The organism is Providencia sp. PROV130, assembly GCF_028482225.1.
In the GTDB taxonomy this organism is placed as follows: domain Bacteria; phylum Pseudomonadota; class Gammaproteobacteria; order Enterobacterales; family Enterobacteriaceae; genus Providencia; species Providencia rettgeri.
This window is the reverse complement of sequence record NZ_JAMPQC010000026.1, coordinates 21,544-38,199: the sequence shown is the minus strand read 5'-3', so window position 1 is coordinate 38,199 and position 16,656 is coordinate 21,544. Positions and strand designations below refer to the sequence as shown.

Sequence of the window (16,656 nt, the reverse complement as noted above, 5' to 3'; positions counted from 1 at the left end):
ATAGCGGAATATTGATATTCAGCAACAAAACTGATGCCAAATTGACGGCTTCTTATTGCATTTTTATGGTACTTTACATAGATTCTACACTTTCGTGTTTACTACATGGCTTTTATTATGACCGCTAAAGAGCAACAACTGCAATTGATTAAAGAAAGTATCGCATCTATCCAAGATTATCCAATCGAAGGTGTGATTTTTCGTGACATTACCACTTTATTAAATAACCCTGCTGCATACCAAGCAACAATTGATATGTTAGTCGAACATTATCAAAATAAAGGCGTCACTAAAATTGTAGGAACTGAAGCGCGTGGTTTTCTATTCGGCGCTCCAGTCGCATTACGTTTAGGCGTAGGTTTTGTCCCTGTGCGTAAAAAAGGGAAATTACCACGTGAAGTATTAAGTATGACTTACGACCTCGAATATGGCACCGATACGCTTGAAATCCATAAAGACAGCATCAACCCTGACGATAACGTCTTAGTTGTTGATGATCTACTCGCGACAGGTGGTACAGTGGAAGCAACGGTGAAAATGATCAAACAGCTTGGTGCTAATGTTGTGGATGCGGCATTTATCATCTGTTTACCTGATCTTGGCGGTGTTGAGCGCCTACAGAAAGAAGGTGTTTCTTCGTATAGCCTTGTTGAGTTCCCAGGCCACTAATCTTTATTTTCCCTCTATTTTTATCACAGCCTCGCTGTATAGGTTGAGGCTGTGGTAGCATGGTACTATGATTATATATATTCACGTACCATGTTAAATGACAGTGGAATCCATGAGCTATCAGGTACTTGCCCGTAAGTGGCGCCCCCAAAAATTTTCAGACGTTGTTGGTCAACAGCACGTTTTGACTGCACTCGCTAATGGGCTAACGCATCAGCGGCTTCATCATGCCTATCTTTTCTCCGGTACACGTGGCGTAGGAAAAACGACGATTGCTCGCCTGTTTGCCAAAGGCCTTAATTGTGAAACTGGGATTACTGCATCGCCTTGTGGGCAATGCGCCAATTGCCTTGAAATAGAGCAAGGGCGATTTGTCGATTTAATTGAAATTGACGCAGCCTCTCGTACTAAAGTCGAAGATACTCGTGAATTATTAGACAATGTCCAATATGCACCGGCACGTGGGCGCTTCAAAGTTTATTTAATTGACGAAGTACACATGTTGTCTCGTCATAGTTTCAATGCGTTATTAAAAACCCTTGAAGAACCACCTGAACATGTGAAGTTTTTGTTGGCGACGACTGACCCGCAAAAACTCCCTGTGACCATTTTGTCCCGCTGCTTGCAGTTCCATCTAAAAGCGTTAGATGTCACGCAAATCAGTGAGCAGCTTGAAGTCATCCTGAATGCAGAAAATATTGAGCATGACCAACGTGCTCGCCAGCTGATAGCAAGAGCGGCAGATGGCAGTTTACGTGATGCATTAAGCTTAACTGACCAAGCCATTGCGATGGGGCAAGGGAAAGTTACGGCTGATATCGTTAGCCAAATGCTAGGAACCCTTGATGACGAACAGCCATTGGCCATTATTGAAGCACTAGTACGTGCTGATAGCATGGCGGTGATGGAACAGGTAGAGCAAGCTGCTAGTCGAGGTGCGGATTGGGAAAACTTGCTGGTGGAAATTCTGTCGCAATTACACCGTATCGCAATGATCCAACTGCTTCCTGCTGAGCAAGAAACAGACCCATCATCGACAGAAGGGCGGTTACGGCAGGTTGCAAGGGTAATTTCCCCCGCAGATCTTCAATTATTTTACCAAACGTTGTTAGTTGGAAGAAAAGAACTACCCTATGCCCCTGAGCGGCGTATGGGGGTTGAAATGGCACTATTACGTGCATTAGCTTTTCATCCTAAAAATGTGATTGCTGAAATTGAAGCACCGCCACAGGTTATTCCGCAAGCCGCTGTTCAATCAGCGCCGGCAGTGGCATCAAATATGTCCCAAAGGGTGCCTCCGACACAAGCACGAGCGGAAAATCTGCCAGACAATAGCCCAACATTACAGTTATTGAAGGCGAGGCAGGCGTTACAATCTCCCCAAAGTGAGGATCCTAGCCCAAAAAAGGCTAAACCGGTGATGCCTGAAAGGGCTAAGCCGGCGGCATCAGCACTAGAAAGGCTGGCCGCCGTGACCAGCAAACATCAACAAAATGTGGAAAATAGAGCGGCTCAGGCAGCAAAACCACAAAAACCAAAGCAGTACCAGTGGAAGCCGCAAAATGAAGAAGCGATGGCTCCAAAAGAAGCGGTAACAACGCCAAGCGGAATCAAAGAGGCGTTGGAATATGAAAAAACGCCTGAATTAGCCGTTAAAATTATTGAAGAAGGGCGAATTCGGGATAGCTGGTCAGGGAGAATCGCAAAATTAAATATTCCCAAACTGGTTGAACAATTAGCTTTGAATTCATATATAGAAGAATTAAGTGAGTCGCAAATTATTTTACATTTGCGCTCAGCTCAGAAGCACCTCGATAAACCATCGGCACACAAAGTGTTGGAAGAGGCTCTGAGCGAGCAATATGGTCGTACTGTTGAACTGAAAATCGTTCATGATGATAATAGCGAGGTGAAAACCCCGTTAGAATGGCGACAGGCGATTTATGAAGAAAAACTGGCACAAGCGCGCCAGTCTATTATTGCGGATAAAACGATTCAAAAACTGCGCTCAATGTTTGATGCGCAATTAGATGAAGAGAGTATTCGCCCCGTTTAACGCTACAGTCTCATTGTTAAGCTGTAGCCTCAGTTGTGAGAGATAACTATGTTTGGTAAAGGTGGATTGGGTAACCTGATGAAACAGGCCCAGCAAATGCAAGATAAAATGCAAAAAGTTCAGGAAGAAATCGCTCAACTAGAAGCTACAGGCGAATCTGGTGCTGGGTTAGTTAAAGTGACGATTAATGGCTCACATAACTGCCGCCGTGTTGAGATTGACCCTAGCTTGCTCGAAGACGACAAAGAAATGTTAGAAGATTTGATTGCCGCAGCATTTAATGATGCTGCACGTCGTATCGAAGAAACTCAGAAAGAAAAAATGGCGAGTGTTTCTAGTGGTATGCAATTACCACCAGGCTTTAAGATGCCATTCTAATGCAAACAAGTCCGCTTCTTGAATCGTTGATGGAAGCTCTGCGCTGTCTCCCAGGGGTAGGCCCCAAGTCAGCGCAGCGAATGGCTTTTCATCTTTTACAGCGTGACCGAAGTGGGGGAATGCGTTTAGCGCAATCGCTCACTCGGGCCATGTCTGAAATAGGTCACTGCCGTGATTGCAGAACATTTACAGAACAAGATATCTGTAATATTTGCGATAACCCACGTCGTCAACAAAATGGTTTGATTTGTATTGTTGAAAGTCCAGCAGATATCTATGCAATAGAACAAACCGGGCAATTTTCCGGGCGTTATTTTGTCCTTATGGGGCATTTATCCCCACTTGATGGAATCGGCCCAATGGATATCGGCCTTGATAGACTCGAAGAGCGTTTGGCGTCCGAGACTATCACTGAAGTGATTTTAGCAACCAATCCAACGGTTGAAGGAGAAGCGACGGCAAACTATATTGGGCAAATGTGTGCTCAATATGGGGTGGCGGCGAGCCGAATTGCGCACGGGGTGCCTGTGGGTGGGGAGTTAGAGTTAGTCGATAGTACTACGTTATCTCATTCGCTCTCCGGCCGCCTTAAACTTTGATATCCTCGTCATACTTTGCACTGTAGCGTTGTTGTCTTCATGCGTTAACCCTAGTCACATACTGGTGTATGCTCCTAGGGATTAACGTATTTGACGCCTAGCTACAGCACAAATTATTTAGAGGATGATATTGATTTCGTTTTTCTAAAATCCCCCTACAGAATTCAGTTACTAATTTGAGCCGTAGGGGGCTGCACTCGGTGACTCGGGTCACATACTAGTATGCTCCTAGGGATTAACGTATTTGATACCTAGCTACAGTACAAATTATTTAGAGGATATGATTGGAGATGAGTAGAATTATTCCTTTCATTAACTACTGTTAAAATGATTGCGGTTGTTATTATTTTCTTTCTAATCATTGGCTTTTGAGTTTGATTAACTAAATTTTTTATCCCTTTCGCTTGAATTTCTGTTTTTCGCCCCCAACTAATCTGCATCGATAAGTCAAACCTATCCAATTAGATTGATGAAATAGAGGCGATTAATGAGTATGAAAGGACAGGAAACGCGTGGTTTCCAATCAGAAGTTAAACAACTCCTCCAATTAATGATCCACTCTCTTTATTCGAATAAAGAGATTTTCTTACGTGAATTGATCTCCAACGCATCAGATGCGGCAGATAAACTGCGTTTTCGAGCATTATCTAAACCAGAATTGTATGAAAACGATGGTGAGCTGCGTGTGCGTATTAGTGCCGATAAAGACCAAGGTACATTGACCATCAGTGATAACGGTATCGGTATGAGCCGTGAAGAGGTGATTGAAAATCTTGGGACTATCGCTAAATCAGGCACAAAAGCATTCTTAGAGTCATTAGGTAGCGACCAAGTCAAAGACAGCCAAATGATTGGTCAATTTGGTGTCGGCTTCTATTCCGCCTTTATTGTGGCCGATAAAGTGACGGTACGTAGCCGTGCGGCGGGTGCTCCTGCCGATGAAGGTGTGTTCTGGGAATCTGCTGGTGAAGGTGAATATACCATCGCTGATATTGAAAAAGCGGAGCGCGGCACCGAAATTACCTTGCATTTACGCGATGATGAAAAAGAATATCTCGATAACTGGCGTCTACGTTCAGTGATTAGCAAATATTCTGACCATATTGCTTTACCCGTTGAAATCGAAGAAAAAAATGAAGAAGACGGTACGGTAACTTGGGAAAAAATTAACCAAGCGAAAGCATTATGGACTCGCAGTAAATCTGAAATTTCAGACGAAGAATACGCGGAATTCTATAAACATATCTCCCATGACTACGCAGACCCGCTGACATGGACACATAACCGCGTAGAAGGTAAGCAAGAATATACTAGCTTGCTGTATGTGCCGTCTAAAGCCCCGTTTGATCTATGGAATCGTGACCAACAGCATGGTTTGAAACTCTATGTTCAACGCGTATTTATTATGGATGACGCGGAACAGTTCATGCCGAATTACCTGCGCTTTATTCGTGGGGTGCTAGATTCCAATGATTTACCGTTGAACGTTTCGCGGGAAATACTGCAAGACAGCGCATTAACCCGTAGTTTGCGCAGTGCCTTAACCAAACGCGTTCTGCAAATGTTGGAAAAACTGGCCAAATCTGATACAGAAAAATACCAAACCTTCTGGCAACAATTTGGTTTAGTGATGAAAGAAGGCCCTGCAGAGGATATGGCAAATAGCGAAACTATTGCTAAACTTCTGCGTTTTGCGACGACTCATGCCGATAGCAGTGTACAGAACGTCTCTCTAGAAGAGTATGTTAGCCGCATGGTTGAAGGCCAAGATAAAATCTATTATATCACTGCAGATAGCTATGCAGCGGCAAAAGGTAGTCCACACCTTGAATTGTTCCGTAAAAAAGGTATTGAAGTCTTGCTGTTATCTGACCGTATAGATGAGTGGATGATGAATTACCTATCAGAATTCGACGGTAAACAGTTCCAATCCGTAAGTAAAGCAGACGAGTCATTAGATAAGCTAGCGGATGAAAACAAAGCAGAACAAGAGGAAGCGGATAAGCAATTAGAGCCATTTGTTGAACGCGTTAAGTCATTCCTTGGTGAGCGTGTTAAAGACGTTAAACTCACGCATCGCTTAACGGATACCCCGGCCATTGTCACGACAGACGTGGATGAAATGAGTACACAAATGGCGAAACTGTTTGCAGCAGCCGGGCAAGCCGCGCCAGAAGTAAAATATAACTTCGAATTGAACCCAACGCATCCATTGGTGAAAAAAGCTGCAGAAGTGTCAGATGAATCCGTGTTTGCTGATTGGGTGGATGTTTTGTTGGATCAAGCACTGTTAGCAGAACGTGGCACATTGGAAGATCCAAACCTATTTATACGTAAAATCAATGAATTACTTTTAAAGTAATTTGATTCGATATTTTCGATATTGAGCATAAACCACGCTTTTGCTTGTGCTTTAGCGTGGTTTTTTTCTTTTGCGAAAAAAGATAAATGCGAAATCGTTTACGTGTGTTCTTGAGTAAAGCAGCATGCTAATGGTATGGTAGCTTGTTTTCTTTTCAAATTATAAAAATCTAAATAGCAAGGGGTTTACGCAATGCGTATCATTCTGCTTGGCGCTCCAGGCGCTGGTAAGGGCACTCAAGCTCAATTTATTATGGAAAAGTTTGGGATCCCTCAAATTTCAACAGGTGACATGTTACGTGCCGCTGTTAAATCAGGGAGCGAACTCGGCTTACAAGCTAAAGAGCTGATGGATAACGGTAAATTAGTTACTGATGAATTAGTTATCGCATTAGTTAAAGAGCGTATCAAACAAGATGACTGCCGCAATGGCTTCTTGTTGGATGGGTTCCCTCGTACAATCCCACAAGCGGACGCGATGAAAGAAGCTGGCATCACTGTTGATAACGTACTGGAATTTGCTGTACCAGACGAAATCATTGTTGAGCGTATCATTGGCCGCCGTGTACATGCGCCATCAGGCCGTGTATATCATATCAACTTTAACCCACCAAAGGTTGAAGGCAAAGACGATGTAACAGGTGAAGAACTAACCATCCGTAAAGATGACCAAGAAGACACCGTGCGTAAGCGTCTGGTTGAATATCATGCATTAACTGCACCTTTAATTGCGTATTACCAAAATGAAGCTAAACAAGGGAATACCAAGTACTTCAAATTAGATGGTACACGTAAAGTGGCAGAAGTTAGTGAAGAACTGGCGAAAATCTTAGGTTGATATTTGTACTTACTATGCTTTGTGTTGCAGTAATCGTAACTGCAATTCGAATTATTTTAAGTATAAAGGTATTATATGAGGGCAGCGATGATCGCTGCCTTTCTTTTTTATACCACTTGGTGACAAAAATCGTTAATTAACTGTGCTAAAGTTGGGAATAATTATCAATTAGGAGTTGTTTCATGTCAGAAAAAAAATACGGCATTTTGTTAGCAAACTTAGGAACCCCTGATGCCCCAACAACCTCAGCAGTGAAACGCTATTTAGCAGAATTTCTTAGTGATAAACGTGTTATTGATGTACCGCGCTTGATTTGGAAGCCAATTTTACATGGGGCGATTTTGCCTCTTCGCTCTTCTAAAGTGGCGAAGTTATATAAGTCTATTTGGTTAGAAGGCGGCTCGCCATTACTGGTTTATTCTTTGCGTCAAAAACAAAAGTTAGCAGAGTTATTGCCTAATATTGCTGTAGAGATAGGCATGAGCTATGGTTCTCCTTCAATTAAAAGTGCGGTGGATGGTTTGCTAGACCAAGGTGTTACTGACTTAGTGGTTCTTCCGCTGTATCCACAATATTCCTGCACGACAACCGCAGCAGTTTATGATGCATTAACCAGAGCGTTTGAAAGTAGACGTACCATTCCAAGCGTGCAATTCATTCGTAGCTATGCGACACACCCTGCTTATATTCAAGCGTTAGTGGCCTCGATAGACGAAAGCTTTGCCCTGCATGGTGAACCCGATAGACTTATATTGTCGTTCCATGGTATTCCACAGCGTTATTGCGATACAGGTGATATTTACCAGCAAGAGTGCGAAAAAACGGCAGAGGCACTCCGTGAGGCGTTGAATTATCCAAGTGATAAAGTCATGCTCACCTATCAGTCACGGTTTGGACGTGAGCCTTGGTTGATGCCTTACATGGATAAAACTATGCATGAATTACCCTCCCAGGGTGTAAAATCCGTTCAGGTCATTTGTCCAGGGTTTTCAGTTGATTGCCTAGAAACATTAGAAGAAATTAGCGAACAAAATAAAGAATTTTTTATGAGTAGTGGCGGTAATAAATATAATTACATACCGGCTTTAAATGATAATCCAAATAGCATTCATATGATTAATTCAATAATTCAAGATGTACTAAAATAACTAATTCAGCAAATTAATGCAGAAAAGTTTGCTTATCGATATATCAATAGGCTCATTATGGACTATAATCACTTATCTGAAATTATAAATGATTGAATAAATGTTATGTCTTTTGGAATTAATATGAGCAATAAGCAGCCCCCACAAGGTAATATAGAGCAGAAGTCGTCTTCTGCTCATCAATTTCATATACAACAAAACGATGAAATTGATTTAATGGCCTTGTTTTCCATTTTGTTAAAACATAAATTTTTGATTCTTATATTTACGATTGTTTGTATTGCAGTAAGTGCTGGTGTTGTTAAACTCTTACCTCAAAAATGGAGCAGTACTGCTATTGTTATTCCCCCTGCATCTGAAGAGCTCAAAGAAGTTAATGCATTTAAAGCGCAATTGGATGTATTAGATGTTCCTGTTGATCTAAGTGCTCAACGTGTTTTTACTGCATTTATTGACCAATATCGTTCGAAAGTTAATCAAGAAAGTTATGTGAGAAGTACTGAGTATTACCATAACCTTGCAGAGAAAATTGACCCAAAAGATGATGTTATCGCTCAGCAAAGGCTAGTGAATTCAATCATTTCAAATGATATTAAAATTCAAGATCTGTCAAAAGAAAAAAACAGTACTTCAAATGATATTGTTTTAAGCTTTACTGCGCCGTTGCCGACAGAAGCCCAAGATTTACTTGAAGGCTATATTCGTTATAGTGCATCGAAAGTAAGGCAACAGCTAAAAGTTGAAATCGATAATATGATTTCAGAGAAACTTATTTATGCCAGTGAGTCACTAAAACGCGAAGTCAGCAAAATTCAAACTGAATACGATGTTAAGGTTGAAAGGCTTAAACGAGCCGTTGATATTGCAAAAGCCGCTGGAATTGAAAAACCGATTGCCAGCGAATCTGTTGCTATCAATGATGACCCTGATTACCCTATTGCGTTGGGGACTGAAGCTTTAGAGAAAAAATTACTGATTGAAACTCAAAATCGTGATTTAGCATTGATGAGCGAAAACCTACAAAACCGTAAGATTTATATTGATGATTTACAAGAGCTAACTAGTAAAGAGTTAGATTTTACGCCGGTTAAATTTATTTTAACGCCAGACTTACCATTGCATAAAGATTCACCTAAATCAGCGTTGATTGTTGCATTAAGCGCCATATTAGGTTTAATTTTGAGTTGTGCATTTGTGTTAAGTCGAGAGCTTTACCGCGATTATAAATATCAAAATCAGTAAAATTACCGCCAAATGACAAACAATGGAGCCAGTGCCTTCTTTGCAGGTGCTGGCTTTATTTTATCGTGCTAGAATAGGGCGATGTTCCATTGTTAATCTTCTAATTATGAAATTCCCCGGTCAGCGCAAATCAAAACACTATTTTCCTGTTAGTCTCAGAGATCCTTTATTACAGCCTTTAAAAGAAACATTGGCAGATGATGAGAATTGTAAGTCCTATATCGTTGGTATCGACCAAACATTAGTCGATATTGAAGCGAAAGTGGATGACGATTTCATTCAGCGCTACCAGTTGAGTAAGGGGCATTCACTAGTTATTGAAGATGATGCCGCCGAAGCTTTGTATAAAGAGCTCACAGATAATGCATTGATTACTCATGAGTTTGCTGGTGGAACGATTGGCAATACCTTGCACAATTATTCGGTATTAGCGGATGACAGGTCTGTTTTATTGGGCACAATGTGTAATAACATCCAAATTGGAAGCTATGCATATCGCTACCTGTGCCATACCTCAAGCCGTATGGATTTAAATTTTCTACAAGGCGTAGATGGGCCTATTGGGCGCTGTTTTACCTTGATCACTGAAAATGGCGAGCGAACTTTTGCTATCAGCCCTGGCCATATGAATCGCTTGCACCCAAATAGTATTCCAGAGGATATCATTGCGGGGGCTTCTGCGTTGGTTTTAACGGCTTATTTAGTCCGTTGTAAACCTGGAGAAACCATGCCTGATGCGACGATGCAGGCTATTGCGTATGCGAAAAAGCACAATGTTCCCGTTGTGTTGACGCTTGGAACAAAATTTGTCATTGCTCAAGACCCTCAGTTCTGGCGTGATTTCTTAGCAGAACATATTTCAGTCGTTGCAATGAATGAGGACGAAGCGCAGGAACTGACGGGGTTGAGTGACCCATTACTTGCCTCCAATATGGCACTAGACTGGGTTGATTTAGTTTTATGTACGGCGGGCCCATCAGGCCTGTATATGGCTGGCTACACCGAAGATGCTTATAAACGTACGACGCAGCACCCACTACTACCAGGTGCAATTGCAGAATTTAACTTATACGAGTTTAGCCGAGCAATGCGCCAACAAGATTGCCAAGTTCCATTACGAATTTTCTCTCATATTGAGCCTTATATGGGGGGCCCTGAAAAAATAATGAACACAAATGGGGCAGGAGACGGGGCTTTATCGGCATTACTTCACGATATTACCGCTAATTCTTACCATCGCTCAAATGTACCGAATTCCAGTAAACATGAACGCCAATACTTAACGTATTCCTCTTTAGCTCAAGTATGTAAATATGCTAATCGTGTAAGTTATCAAGTATTAACTCAGCATTCACCTCGTTTGAGTCGTGGCTTACCTGAAAAAGAAGATAGCTTAGAAGAATCTTATTGGGAACGTTAAATCGAAATGATTCTTATTTGAATTGATGGTATTGATTCTAAGGCACTTCAATATAATTGTTATTGAGGCGCCTTTCTTTTTGATAATGGTTTTGATGAATTGTTGTCACTAAATTTTATTAATTGAGGTAATTTTTTACCTTCAAATTATATATCTATAAACAATGTAATGGTTAATGATGACTAATATAGATAACCATATAATGAGTGTAATGTTAATAATTGACGAGAGTTTGAGTTAATTTCAGACTAATAAATAAAAACTGTATGCTACTTTATGAGTATCCATATTTGGCATACAGCTAATTATTTTTAAATATATAAGTATGGTTAATACTAATTAATGTTGTTTAGCAACAGCGAGCTCACTTTCTTCTTTGACTATTTCAGCTGCTTTTGTATCTTCAGCTTCATAACGCATCGCCTGTGGTACTGAGATTTTAATCGCAATAAATACTGCTAAGAAGCCGCCTACCAACTTGCCCAGTAAAATAGGTAAAACGAGAGTAGGTTGGAAGTTGGCAGTGAAGGCAAGGTGATCACCGATGGTTGCTTGTGCGCAAACACCAAATGCCACACATAATACTTTATCCCTTGCTCGCATCTCTTTGAATAAGTGATAAGTAGCGATAATGTTTGCCATAACCATAATAAAACCTAAAGAACCCGTATCGCTCAGTTTTAAACGGTTACTCAGTGCACGGACTAAAGGCTTGCAGTAGCGTTGGAACAGATAACAAATAGGGAATGTACCCGCTAACATGATACCGATATACCCTGCAATTTCGATGGCACGGAATAGCTCATTTTGGTCAGCAAATAGAGGGTCGAAGCCCCATGCGCCGAACACTTTGGTAAATACACCAGTAAAGTGTTCAACAATGGAAAATGCTAAGACTAATTTGACGAATGCATCCATGATTTTACCGAAAATCAGGAAGCCCGTTACCATTAACATCGGGCGATATTTTAGCCCTGCGGCTAATAAAAAACAGAATACAAACAACGGCATCAGGTATTGCAACATGGTAAAGAAATCTAAGGTTAATTGATGTGTCGCCGGTGAGTTTGTGGAAATAATGTCCCTTACAGGAATATTATTGAATGTAATTAGCAGTAGTGAAGCCAATACGCCAAATGGTATGGAGATCAACCCAGCCATCGCACCAAGTGCAAGGTATTTATGATCTTTACGATTTAGCATTGTTAGCCCCACAGGGATCAGATAAACAATAGTGGCCCCAGAGGTGTAACCGATCAACATTGCAGTGATCCACATATCTCGATTAGTTGTTAGTGCATCGGCTAGTTGGTAACCGCCCATATCAACTGCAATAATTGATAAGGCTGCAATAGAAACGTCTGAGCCGACAGAGGAAAAGACCGGTCCAAGAATGTAAGAGATTAATTGCGAGAGTAACGGAACAGCAGCCATGATCCCGGCTTGAGCGAGAAACACGGGACCAATAGAAAAGATCCCGTTAACAAACTCTTTTCCAAGATCGCTGGCGGGTCTAACAATGGATGCGACAGCACCAATAATGGCGCCACACATAATTAAATAAATAATGTAATTTCCGAATTCAGCCATAGTAGGGTTTCCTTTTATTATTTTAGTGTCTTAATTGGCGAGAACGGGCAATGATGTCGCGATATTGTTCCATCACACCTTGCATATTCGTCCCATCAGGATGTGTCACGGTTGAATTGCGCCTTACCGCCATTTCATGAGTGATCCCGATACCTTTTCGAGCTAACAAGGCGGCGCCTAATGCGGTTACTTCACGGTTTGCTGGTGCTTCAATGTTTTTTTGTAATAAATTAGCTAAAAATTGCTTAAAATATTGATTTGAAGAGAGTCCTCCATCGACTGAGATTGACTGGCCTAGCGGTGAAATTTTTTCCATTGCAAAAATAACTTCAGCGGAGCGTGCGGCTATGCCTTCCAAAACCGATTGCATCATGTCTTTTTTGTCGGTATCTAATGAAAGCCCCGCCCAAAGGCCTGCAGCACTGCGATCCCAGTATGGACACCCTAAACCGGATAACGCAGGGACAAAGGCTAGGCCGCGTTTAATAGCGGATTCTGCCCTGAAATCCCCGAGCTCATCAAACGAGTCAAATAAACCGATTTTGCGAGCCCAATTGATGGCAGATGCTGCGTTGTAGACGCCGCCATCTAAGCCAAATACAGGGGGCTGATTGGGAAACTTCCAACAGAGTGTGGGCAATAAACCGCTGTCATGAGTTTGTGGAATATCGGTGCCAGTCAGTGCTTGCAAGAACGCGCCTGTACCGAAGGTGATTTTGGCATCACCTTTCTCACGACAACCATGGCCGAATGTGCCGGCAAATTGGTCAACAATAATGGCCGTGACTGGGGTAAGGTGTCCATCGAGATTGATAGCGCCAAAGTCACCAATGTTGTCTTTAATTGGCGGCAAGCAATGGATGGGGACTCCAAAAATGTCACATAGCTCTTGGTCCCATTCCAACGTATGAATATTGAGTAATGAAGTTCGAGACGCCGAGTTATAGTCGGTGACAAATACGCCACATAAACGGTCAAGAAAAAAAGCATCCATTGTACCGATGCGTAATTTATTTTTATCCGCTAACGTTTTCGCACCGACAACATTGTCAATAATCCAGCCCATTTTGCTGGCGGAAAAATAAGGGTCGAGAGGTAAGCCTGACTTAGATTGTACCAGCGGTTCTAACCCAGCCTCCTTGAGCATTGAGATGGTTTTTTCTGTCCGCAAGTCTTGCCAAACAATCGCGTTGTATAAAGGGCGCTTGCTGTCCGCGTCCCATGCCACAATGCTTTCACCTTGGTGACAAAGCCCAATAGCATCAACAACTTCACAGCTATGTAAGCATTTAATGATGTTTGCCAGTATTTCCTCTGGGTCGTGTTCAACCCAACCACTATTCAGCGTGATTTGTTTATGAGGAATGCTCATAGGGGAGTGGTAATGGCCGCCTTCTTCAAAGACAACGACCCGGGTTCCCGTTGTTCCCTGGTCGATAGCCGCATAACGTTGATTGAGCATCACAGTATTCCCAGTGTTATAAATGTTGTAAATAGGTCTGTTTTTTTGCTTACTATCGTTTAATCGGAAATAAAATCCACAAAAAACTCACAGTAAGTTTCACTAATGTGACAAAAATCACAATAAAGTAACAATGTGAGTAAATTTTTGGTTGTTGTTGTGCTTTGTGTTGTTTTAATTATTGTGATTGTGGGAATTATGTGGTTTTATGTGTGCAAGTTTTAAGTTAAGGATCTCAGCCATGGATATTAATAATAAAAAAATTTGGGATGTCATTGTCATCGGCGGTGGTGTCATTGGCTGTGCTGTGACACGTAAATTCACACTGATGGGGGCCAACACGTTGTTACTTGAACGTGGTGGTGACATCCTTTCGGGAGCCAGTAAGGCAAATAGTGCGCTATTACATACCGGTTTTGACGCCACACCAGGGAGTCTAGAACTTGAGTGCATGCAAGAAGGGTATCGTGAATTCATTGCAATCAGAGAAAAAATGAATTTACCTCTTCTTGAAACGGGGGCATTAGTGGTTGCATGGAATGATGAGCAACTCAGTAAATTGCCGGCGATAGTAGAACAAGCACACACTAACAATGTATTAGATGTGGCAATTATTGATAAAGAAGAGCTATATCGCAGAGAACCCCATTTAGCACCAGGGGCACTTGCGGCTGTTTCTGTGCCAGGTGAAGCGGTTATTGACCCATGGAGTACGCCACTTTCGTATTTAACCCAAGCAGTGAAACATGGGGCTGAATACCGTTTTCATTGTGAGGTAAGCAATGGAACACTCAATGATGGAGTATGGCATTTAACCACATCAAAAGGTGAGTTTTCTGCCCGTTTAGTCATTAACTGCGCAGGAATTAATGGGGATATTGTCGAATCAATTTGCCACCCATCACCGTTCCAAATAAAACCACGTAAAGGGCAATTTCTTGTTTATGACAAAGCGGCAGCAGCGGATATCAATGCGATTATCCTACCAGTGCCGACCGCTATCACAAAAGGTGTATTGCTATCGAAAACCATCTTCGGCAACCTCTTGCTTGGCCCTACAGCGGAAGAACAAGATGACCGTTGGAAAGCAGAGGTAAAACAAGAAGTGCTTGAGGACTTAATTGCCCAAGGTTCTCGTATGTTACCTTCATTGCACAATTACAGTGTGACCGCAACCTATGCGGGGTTACGCCCTGCAACAGAAGAAAAATATTACCGCATTAATGGTTACCCAGAAAAACAGTGGATATGTGCAGGGGGAATTCGTTCCACAGGTTTAACCTCGGCCTTAGGGGTGGCAAGCTATCTTGGTAAATTGTACCAAGAAAATTTCACACCGCTTTTTGAGTTATCACCACCTGAAGTGCTGATTTGGCCAACTATGCCAATGATTTCTGAATATCATCAACGGGATTACCAATGCAAAAGCAATGGCGGTATTGTTTGCCATTGTGAATTAGTGACTCAGCGGGAGATTGAAGCCGCATTTGATTCGGACATTCCTCCTGAGTGTTTAGGGGCTTTACGCCGCAGAACGCGAGTGATGATGGGACGCTGTAATGGGTTTTATTGTAGTAGTCAGGTGGCTGAAATTATTAATGGTCGCTTCGACCACACATTGGCAGTGGAGGCCGTAAAATGAGTGTAAATTATGATGTTATTATCATTGGCTCGGGCCCTACCGGTGCAGCTGCGGCACAAGCACTACGTCGCCGTGGTGTACAAAATATCGCCATCATTGAACGTGAAGCCCATGCCGGTGGCGTTCCACGTCACTGCCAGCACCCAACTTTTGGTATTTTAGCCTTTAAACGGCCGATGAAAGGCAACCAATTTGCTGAGAAAATTGTCAATCAACTGGGAAACACACCGATTTTCACCCGTAGTACAGTGACTGCGTTACAACCTAATGGGAAATTAACCGTTTCAACACCAGAAGGTCTTGTTGAAATGCAAGCTAAACGGGTTTTGATAGCGACGGGGGTAAGAGAAACACCTCGCCATCCGCGCTTAGTTTCAGGCTTGCGGCCACAAGGAATTTTAACCGCAGGGGCATTACAGCAATTTGTTTATTTAAATGGTAAGAAGCCTTGCCGTAATCCCGTGATTGTAGGCAGTGAATTAGTGAGTTTTTCTGCGCTATGGACACTAAAAAATGCAGGCGTTAAAGCCCAAGCGATGATTGAAAGTGGTGAGCGGATTTTAGCTTTTAAACCCGCGACTTTATTTGCTAAAGCGATGGGAACCCCCGTTTATTTGAATAGTAAAATTACTGAAATTGGCGGTTTAGATCGCGTGGAATATGTGGTTGTTGAAACCGAAGGTAAAAGCCACAAAATTATGTGTGATTCGGTCATTTTTACGGGGCAATTTGTTGGTGAAAATACGCTAATCCGTAAAAGCCATTTGAACTTTGATGCGGCGACAGGAAAACCGGTAACAGACCAGTATGGGCGTTGCTCTGATACTCGCTACTATGCCGCTGGCAATATGTTACACCCGGCCGATATGGGTGATCAATGCTATCAAGAAGGCTTGGTGATCGGAGAACGGATAGCAGATGATTTACTAGCGAATCATCATCAACAACAATTGAAAGTGGCTCAATGTATTCCTGTGCAGTTTGACCCGAAAATTTGTTTTAGTGTTCCAGCGTGTATTGATATGGATAATTTATCAGTGCGACAAATTGATTTTAATATCAAAGTTGAACAGCCAGTGAACGGAACTATTCGTGTTATGGCAGGGAATACCCTGTTATATGAAAAACGCCATCGCTGTTTACCAACACGACGTATTTTACTGAAAAACATTGATTTAACAAAAATACAGCAGGAAGCTACTGAAATTAGTATCACTGTTGTATAGTGCTGGAAAGTTAAATGGTTAAGAA

Annotated in this window: 13 protein-coding genes; 11 read left to right on the top strand and 2 right to left on the bottom strand. The window is 42.1% G+C overall.

Annotated elements, in window-relative coordinates; genetic code table 11:
* Positions 1–117: 117 nt before the first annotated feature.
* The 9 genes from apt to PSF28_RS17955 all read left to right on the top strand — a co-directional run bounded on the left by apt (position 118) and on the right by PSF28_RS17955 (position 10,711).
* Positions 118–669, top strand: coding sequence for an adenine phosphoribosyltransferase (gene apt / locus PSF28_RS17995; RefSeq protein ID WP_210838682.1), 552 nt, complete (start codon positions 118–120; stop codon positions 667–669).
* A 112-nt stretch (positions 670–781) separates the two neighbouring features.
* Positions 782–2,725, top strand: a complete 1,944-nt coding sequence (gene dnaX, locus PSF28_RS17990) for a DNA polymerase III subunit gamma/tau (RefSeq protein WP_272685426.1) — start codon at positions 782–784, stop codon at positions 2,723–2,725.
* A gap of 48 nt (positions 2,726–2,773) precedes the next feature.
* Entirely contained in the window at positions 2,774–3,103 is a 330-nt protein-coding gene (locus PSF28_RS17985; RefSeq protein ID WP_004260403.1) for a YbaB/EbfC family nucleoid-associated protein, read from the top strand.
* Entirely contained in the window at positions 3,103–3,702 is a 600-nt protein-coding gene (recR, locus tag PSF28_RS17980; protein ID WP_004913633.1) for a recombination mediator RecR, read from the top strand. The genes PSF28_RS17985 and recR overlap by 1 nt, the downstream gene beginning before the upstream one ends.
* Positions 3,703–4,195: 493 nt before the next feature.
* Positions 4,196–6,064 (top strand): molecular chaperone HtpG, encoded by a 1,869-nt coding sequence (htpG, locus tag PSF28_RS17975; RefSeq protein ID WP_210838694.1) that lies wholly within the window; start codon positions 4,196–4,198, stop codon positions 6,062–6,064.
* A gap of 192 nt (positions 6,065–6,256) precedes the next feature.
* Entirely contained in the window at positions 6,257–6,901 is a 645-nt protein-coding gene (adk, locus tag PSF28_RS17970) for an adenylate kinase (protein WP_210838678.1), read from the top strand.
* 182 nt (positions 6,902–7,083) lie between these two features.
* The gene (hemH, locus tag PSF28_RS17965) at positions 7,084–8,049 is read left to right on the top strand and encodes a ferrochelatase (RefSeq protein ID WP_210838676.1); all 966 of its coding nucleotides are present in this window, start codon (positions 7,084–7,086) and stop codon (positions 8,047–8,049) included.
* Positions 8,050–8,172: 123 nt separating this feature from the next.
* On the top strand, positions 8,173–9,291 hold the full coding sequence (wzz(fepE), locus tag PSF28_RS17960) for an LPS O-antigen length regulator Wzz(fepE) (protein WP_272665711.1): 1,119 nt from the start codon (positions 8,173–8,175) through the stop codon (positions 9,289–9,291).
* A gap of 106 nt (positions 9,292–9,397) precedes the next feature.
* Complete coding sequence (locus PSF28_RS17955) at positions 9,398–10,711, top strand: inosine/guanosine kinase (RefSeq protein WP_004913614.1); 1,314 nt, start codon at positions 9,398–9,400, stop codon at positions 10,709–10,711.
* 339 nt (positions 10,712–11,050) lie between these two features.
* On the opposite strand, the gene eutH is transcribed toward PSF28_RS17955, so the two are convergent.
* Together eutH and PSF28_RS17945 are read right to left on the bottom strand one after the other, a co-directional pair.
* Positions 11,051–12,301: an ethanolamine utilization protein EutH gene (gene eutH, locus PSF28_RS17950; protein WP_210837663.1), complete on the bottom strand. Its 1,251-nt coding sequence runs from the start codon at positions 12,299–12,301 to the stop codon at positions 11,051–11,053.
* Positions 12,302–12,323: 22 nt separating this feature from the next.
* A complete protein-coding gene (locus tag PSF28_RS17945) occupies positions 12,324–13,763 on the bottom strand; it encodes an FGGY family carbohydrate kinase (protein WP_272685438.1) in 1,440 nt (479 codons plus the stop codon).
* 241 nt (positions 13,764–14,004) lie between these two features.
* Here PSF28_RS17945 and PSF28_RS17940 point away from each other — a divergent pair, with 241 nt between their 5' ends.
* Both PSF28_RS17940 and PSF28_RS17935 read left to right on the top strand, forming a co-directional pair.
* Positions 14,005–15,405 carry an NAD(P)/FAD-dependent oxidoreductase gene (locus tag PSF28_RS17940; protein ID WP_272685425.1) on the top strand — a complete coding sequence of 467 codons (1,401 nt, stop codon included), beginning with the start codon at positions 14,005–14,007 and terminating at the stop codon, positions 15,403–15,405.
* On the top strand, positions 15,402–16,631 hold the full coding sequence (locus tag PSF28_RS17935) for an FAD-dependent oxidoreductase (protein ID WP_272665714.1): 1,230 nt from the start codon (positions 15,402–15,404) through the stop codon (positions 16,629–16,631). The genes PSF28_RS17940 and PSF28_RS17935 overlap by 4 nt, the downstream gene beginning before the upstream one ends.
* Positions 16,632–16,656 lie beyond the last annotated feature (25 nt).

Excerpts from the sequence above, each read along its gene's own strand:
- apt (WP_210838682.1), top strand. The coding sequence starts at position 118 with ATGACCGCTAAAGAGCAACAACTGCAATTGATTAAAGAAAGTATCGCA.
- dnaX (WP_272685426.1), top strand. The coding sequence starts at position 782 with ATGAGCTATCAGGTACTTGCCCGTAAGTGGCGCCCCCAAAAATTTTCA.
- PSF28_RS17985 (WP_004260403.1), top strand. The coding sequence starts at position 2,774 with ATGTTTGGTAAAGGTGGATTGGGTAACCTGATGAAACAGGCCCAGCAA.
- recR (WP_004913633.1), top strand. The coding sequence starts at position 3,103 with ATGCAAACAAGTCCGCTTCTTGAATCGTTGATGGAAGCTCTGCGCTGT.
- htpG (WP_210838694.1), top strand. The coding sequence starts at position 4,196 with ATGAAAGGACAGGAAACGCGTGGTTTCCAATCAGAAGTTAAACAACTC.
- adk (WP_210838678.1), top strand. The coding sequence starts at position 6,257 with ATGCGTATCATTCTGCTTGGCGCTCCAGGCGCTGGTAAGGGCACTCAA.
- hemH (WP_210838676.1), top strand. The coding sequence starts at position 7,084 with ATGTCAGAAAAAAAATACGGCATTTTGTTAGCAAACTTAGGAACCCCT.
- PSF28_RS17955 (WP_004913614.1), top strand. The coding sequence starts at position 9,398 with ATGAAATTCCCCGGTCAGCGCAAATCAAAACACTATTTTCCTGTTAGT.
- eutH (WP_210837663.1), bottom strand. The coding sequence starts at position 12,301 with ATGGCTGAATTCGGAAATTACATTATTTATTTAATTATGTGTGGCGCC.
- PSF28_RS17945 (WP_272685438.1), bottom strand. The coding sequence starts at position 13,763 with ATGCTCAATCAACGTTATGCGGCTATCGACCAGGGAACAACGGGAACC.
- PSF28_RS17940 (WP_272685425.1), top strand. The coding sequence starts at position 14,005 with ATGGATATTAATAATAAAAAAATTTGGGATGTCATTGTCATCGGCGGT.
- PSF28_RS17935 (WP_272665714.1), top strand. The coding sequence starts at position 15,402 with ATGAGTGTAAATTATGATGTTATTATCATTGGCTCGGGCCCTACCGGT.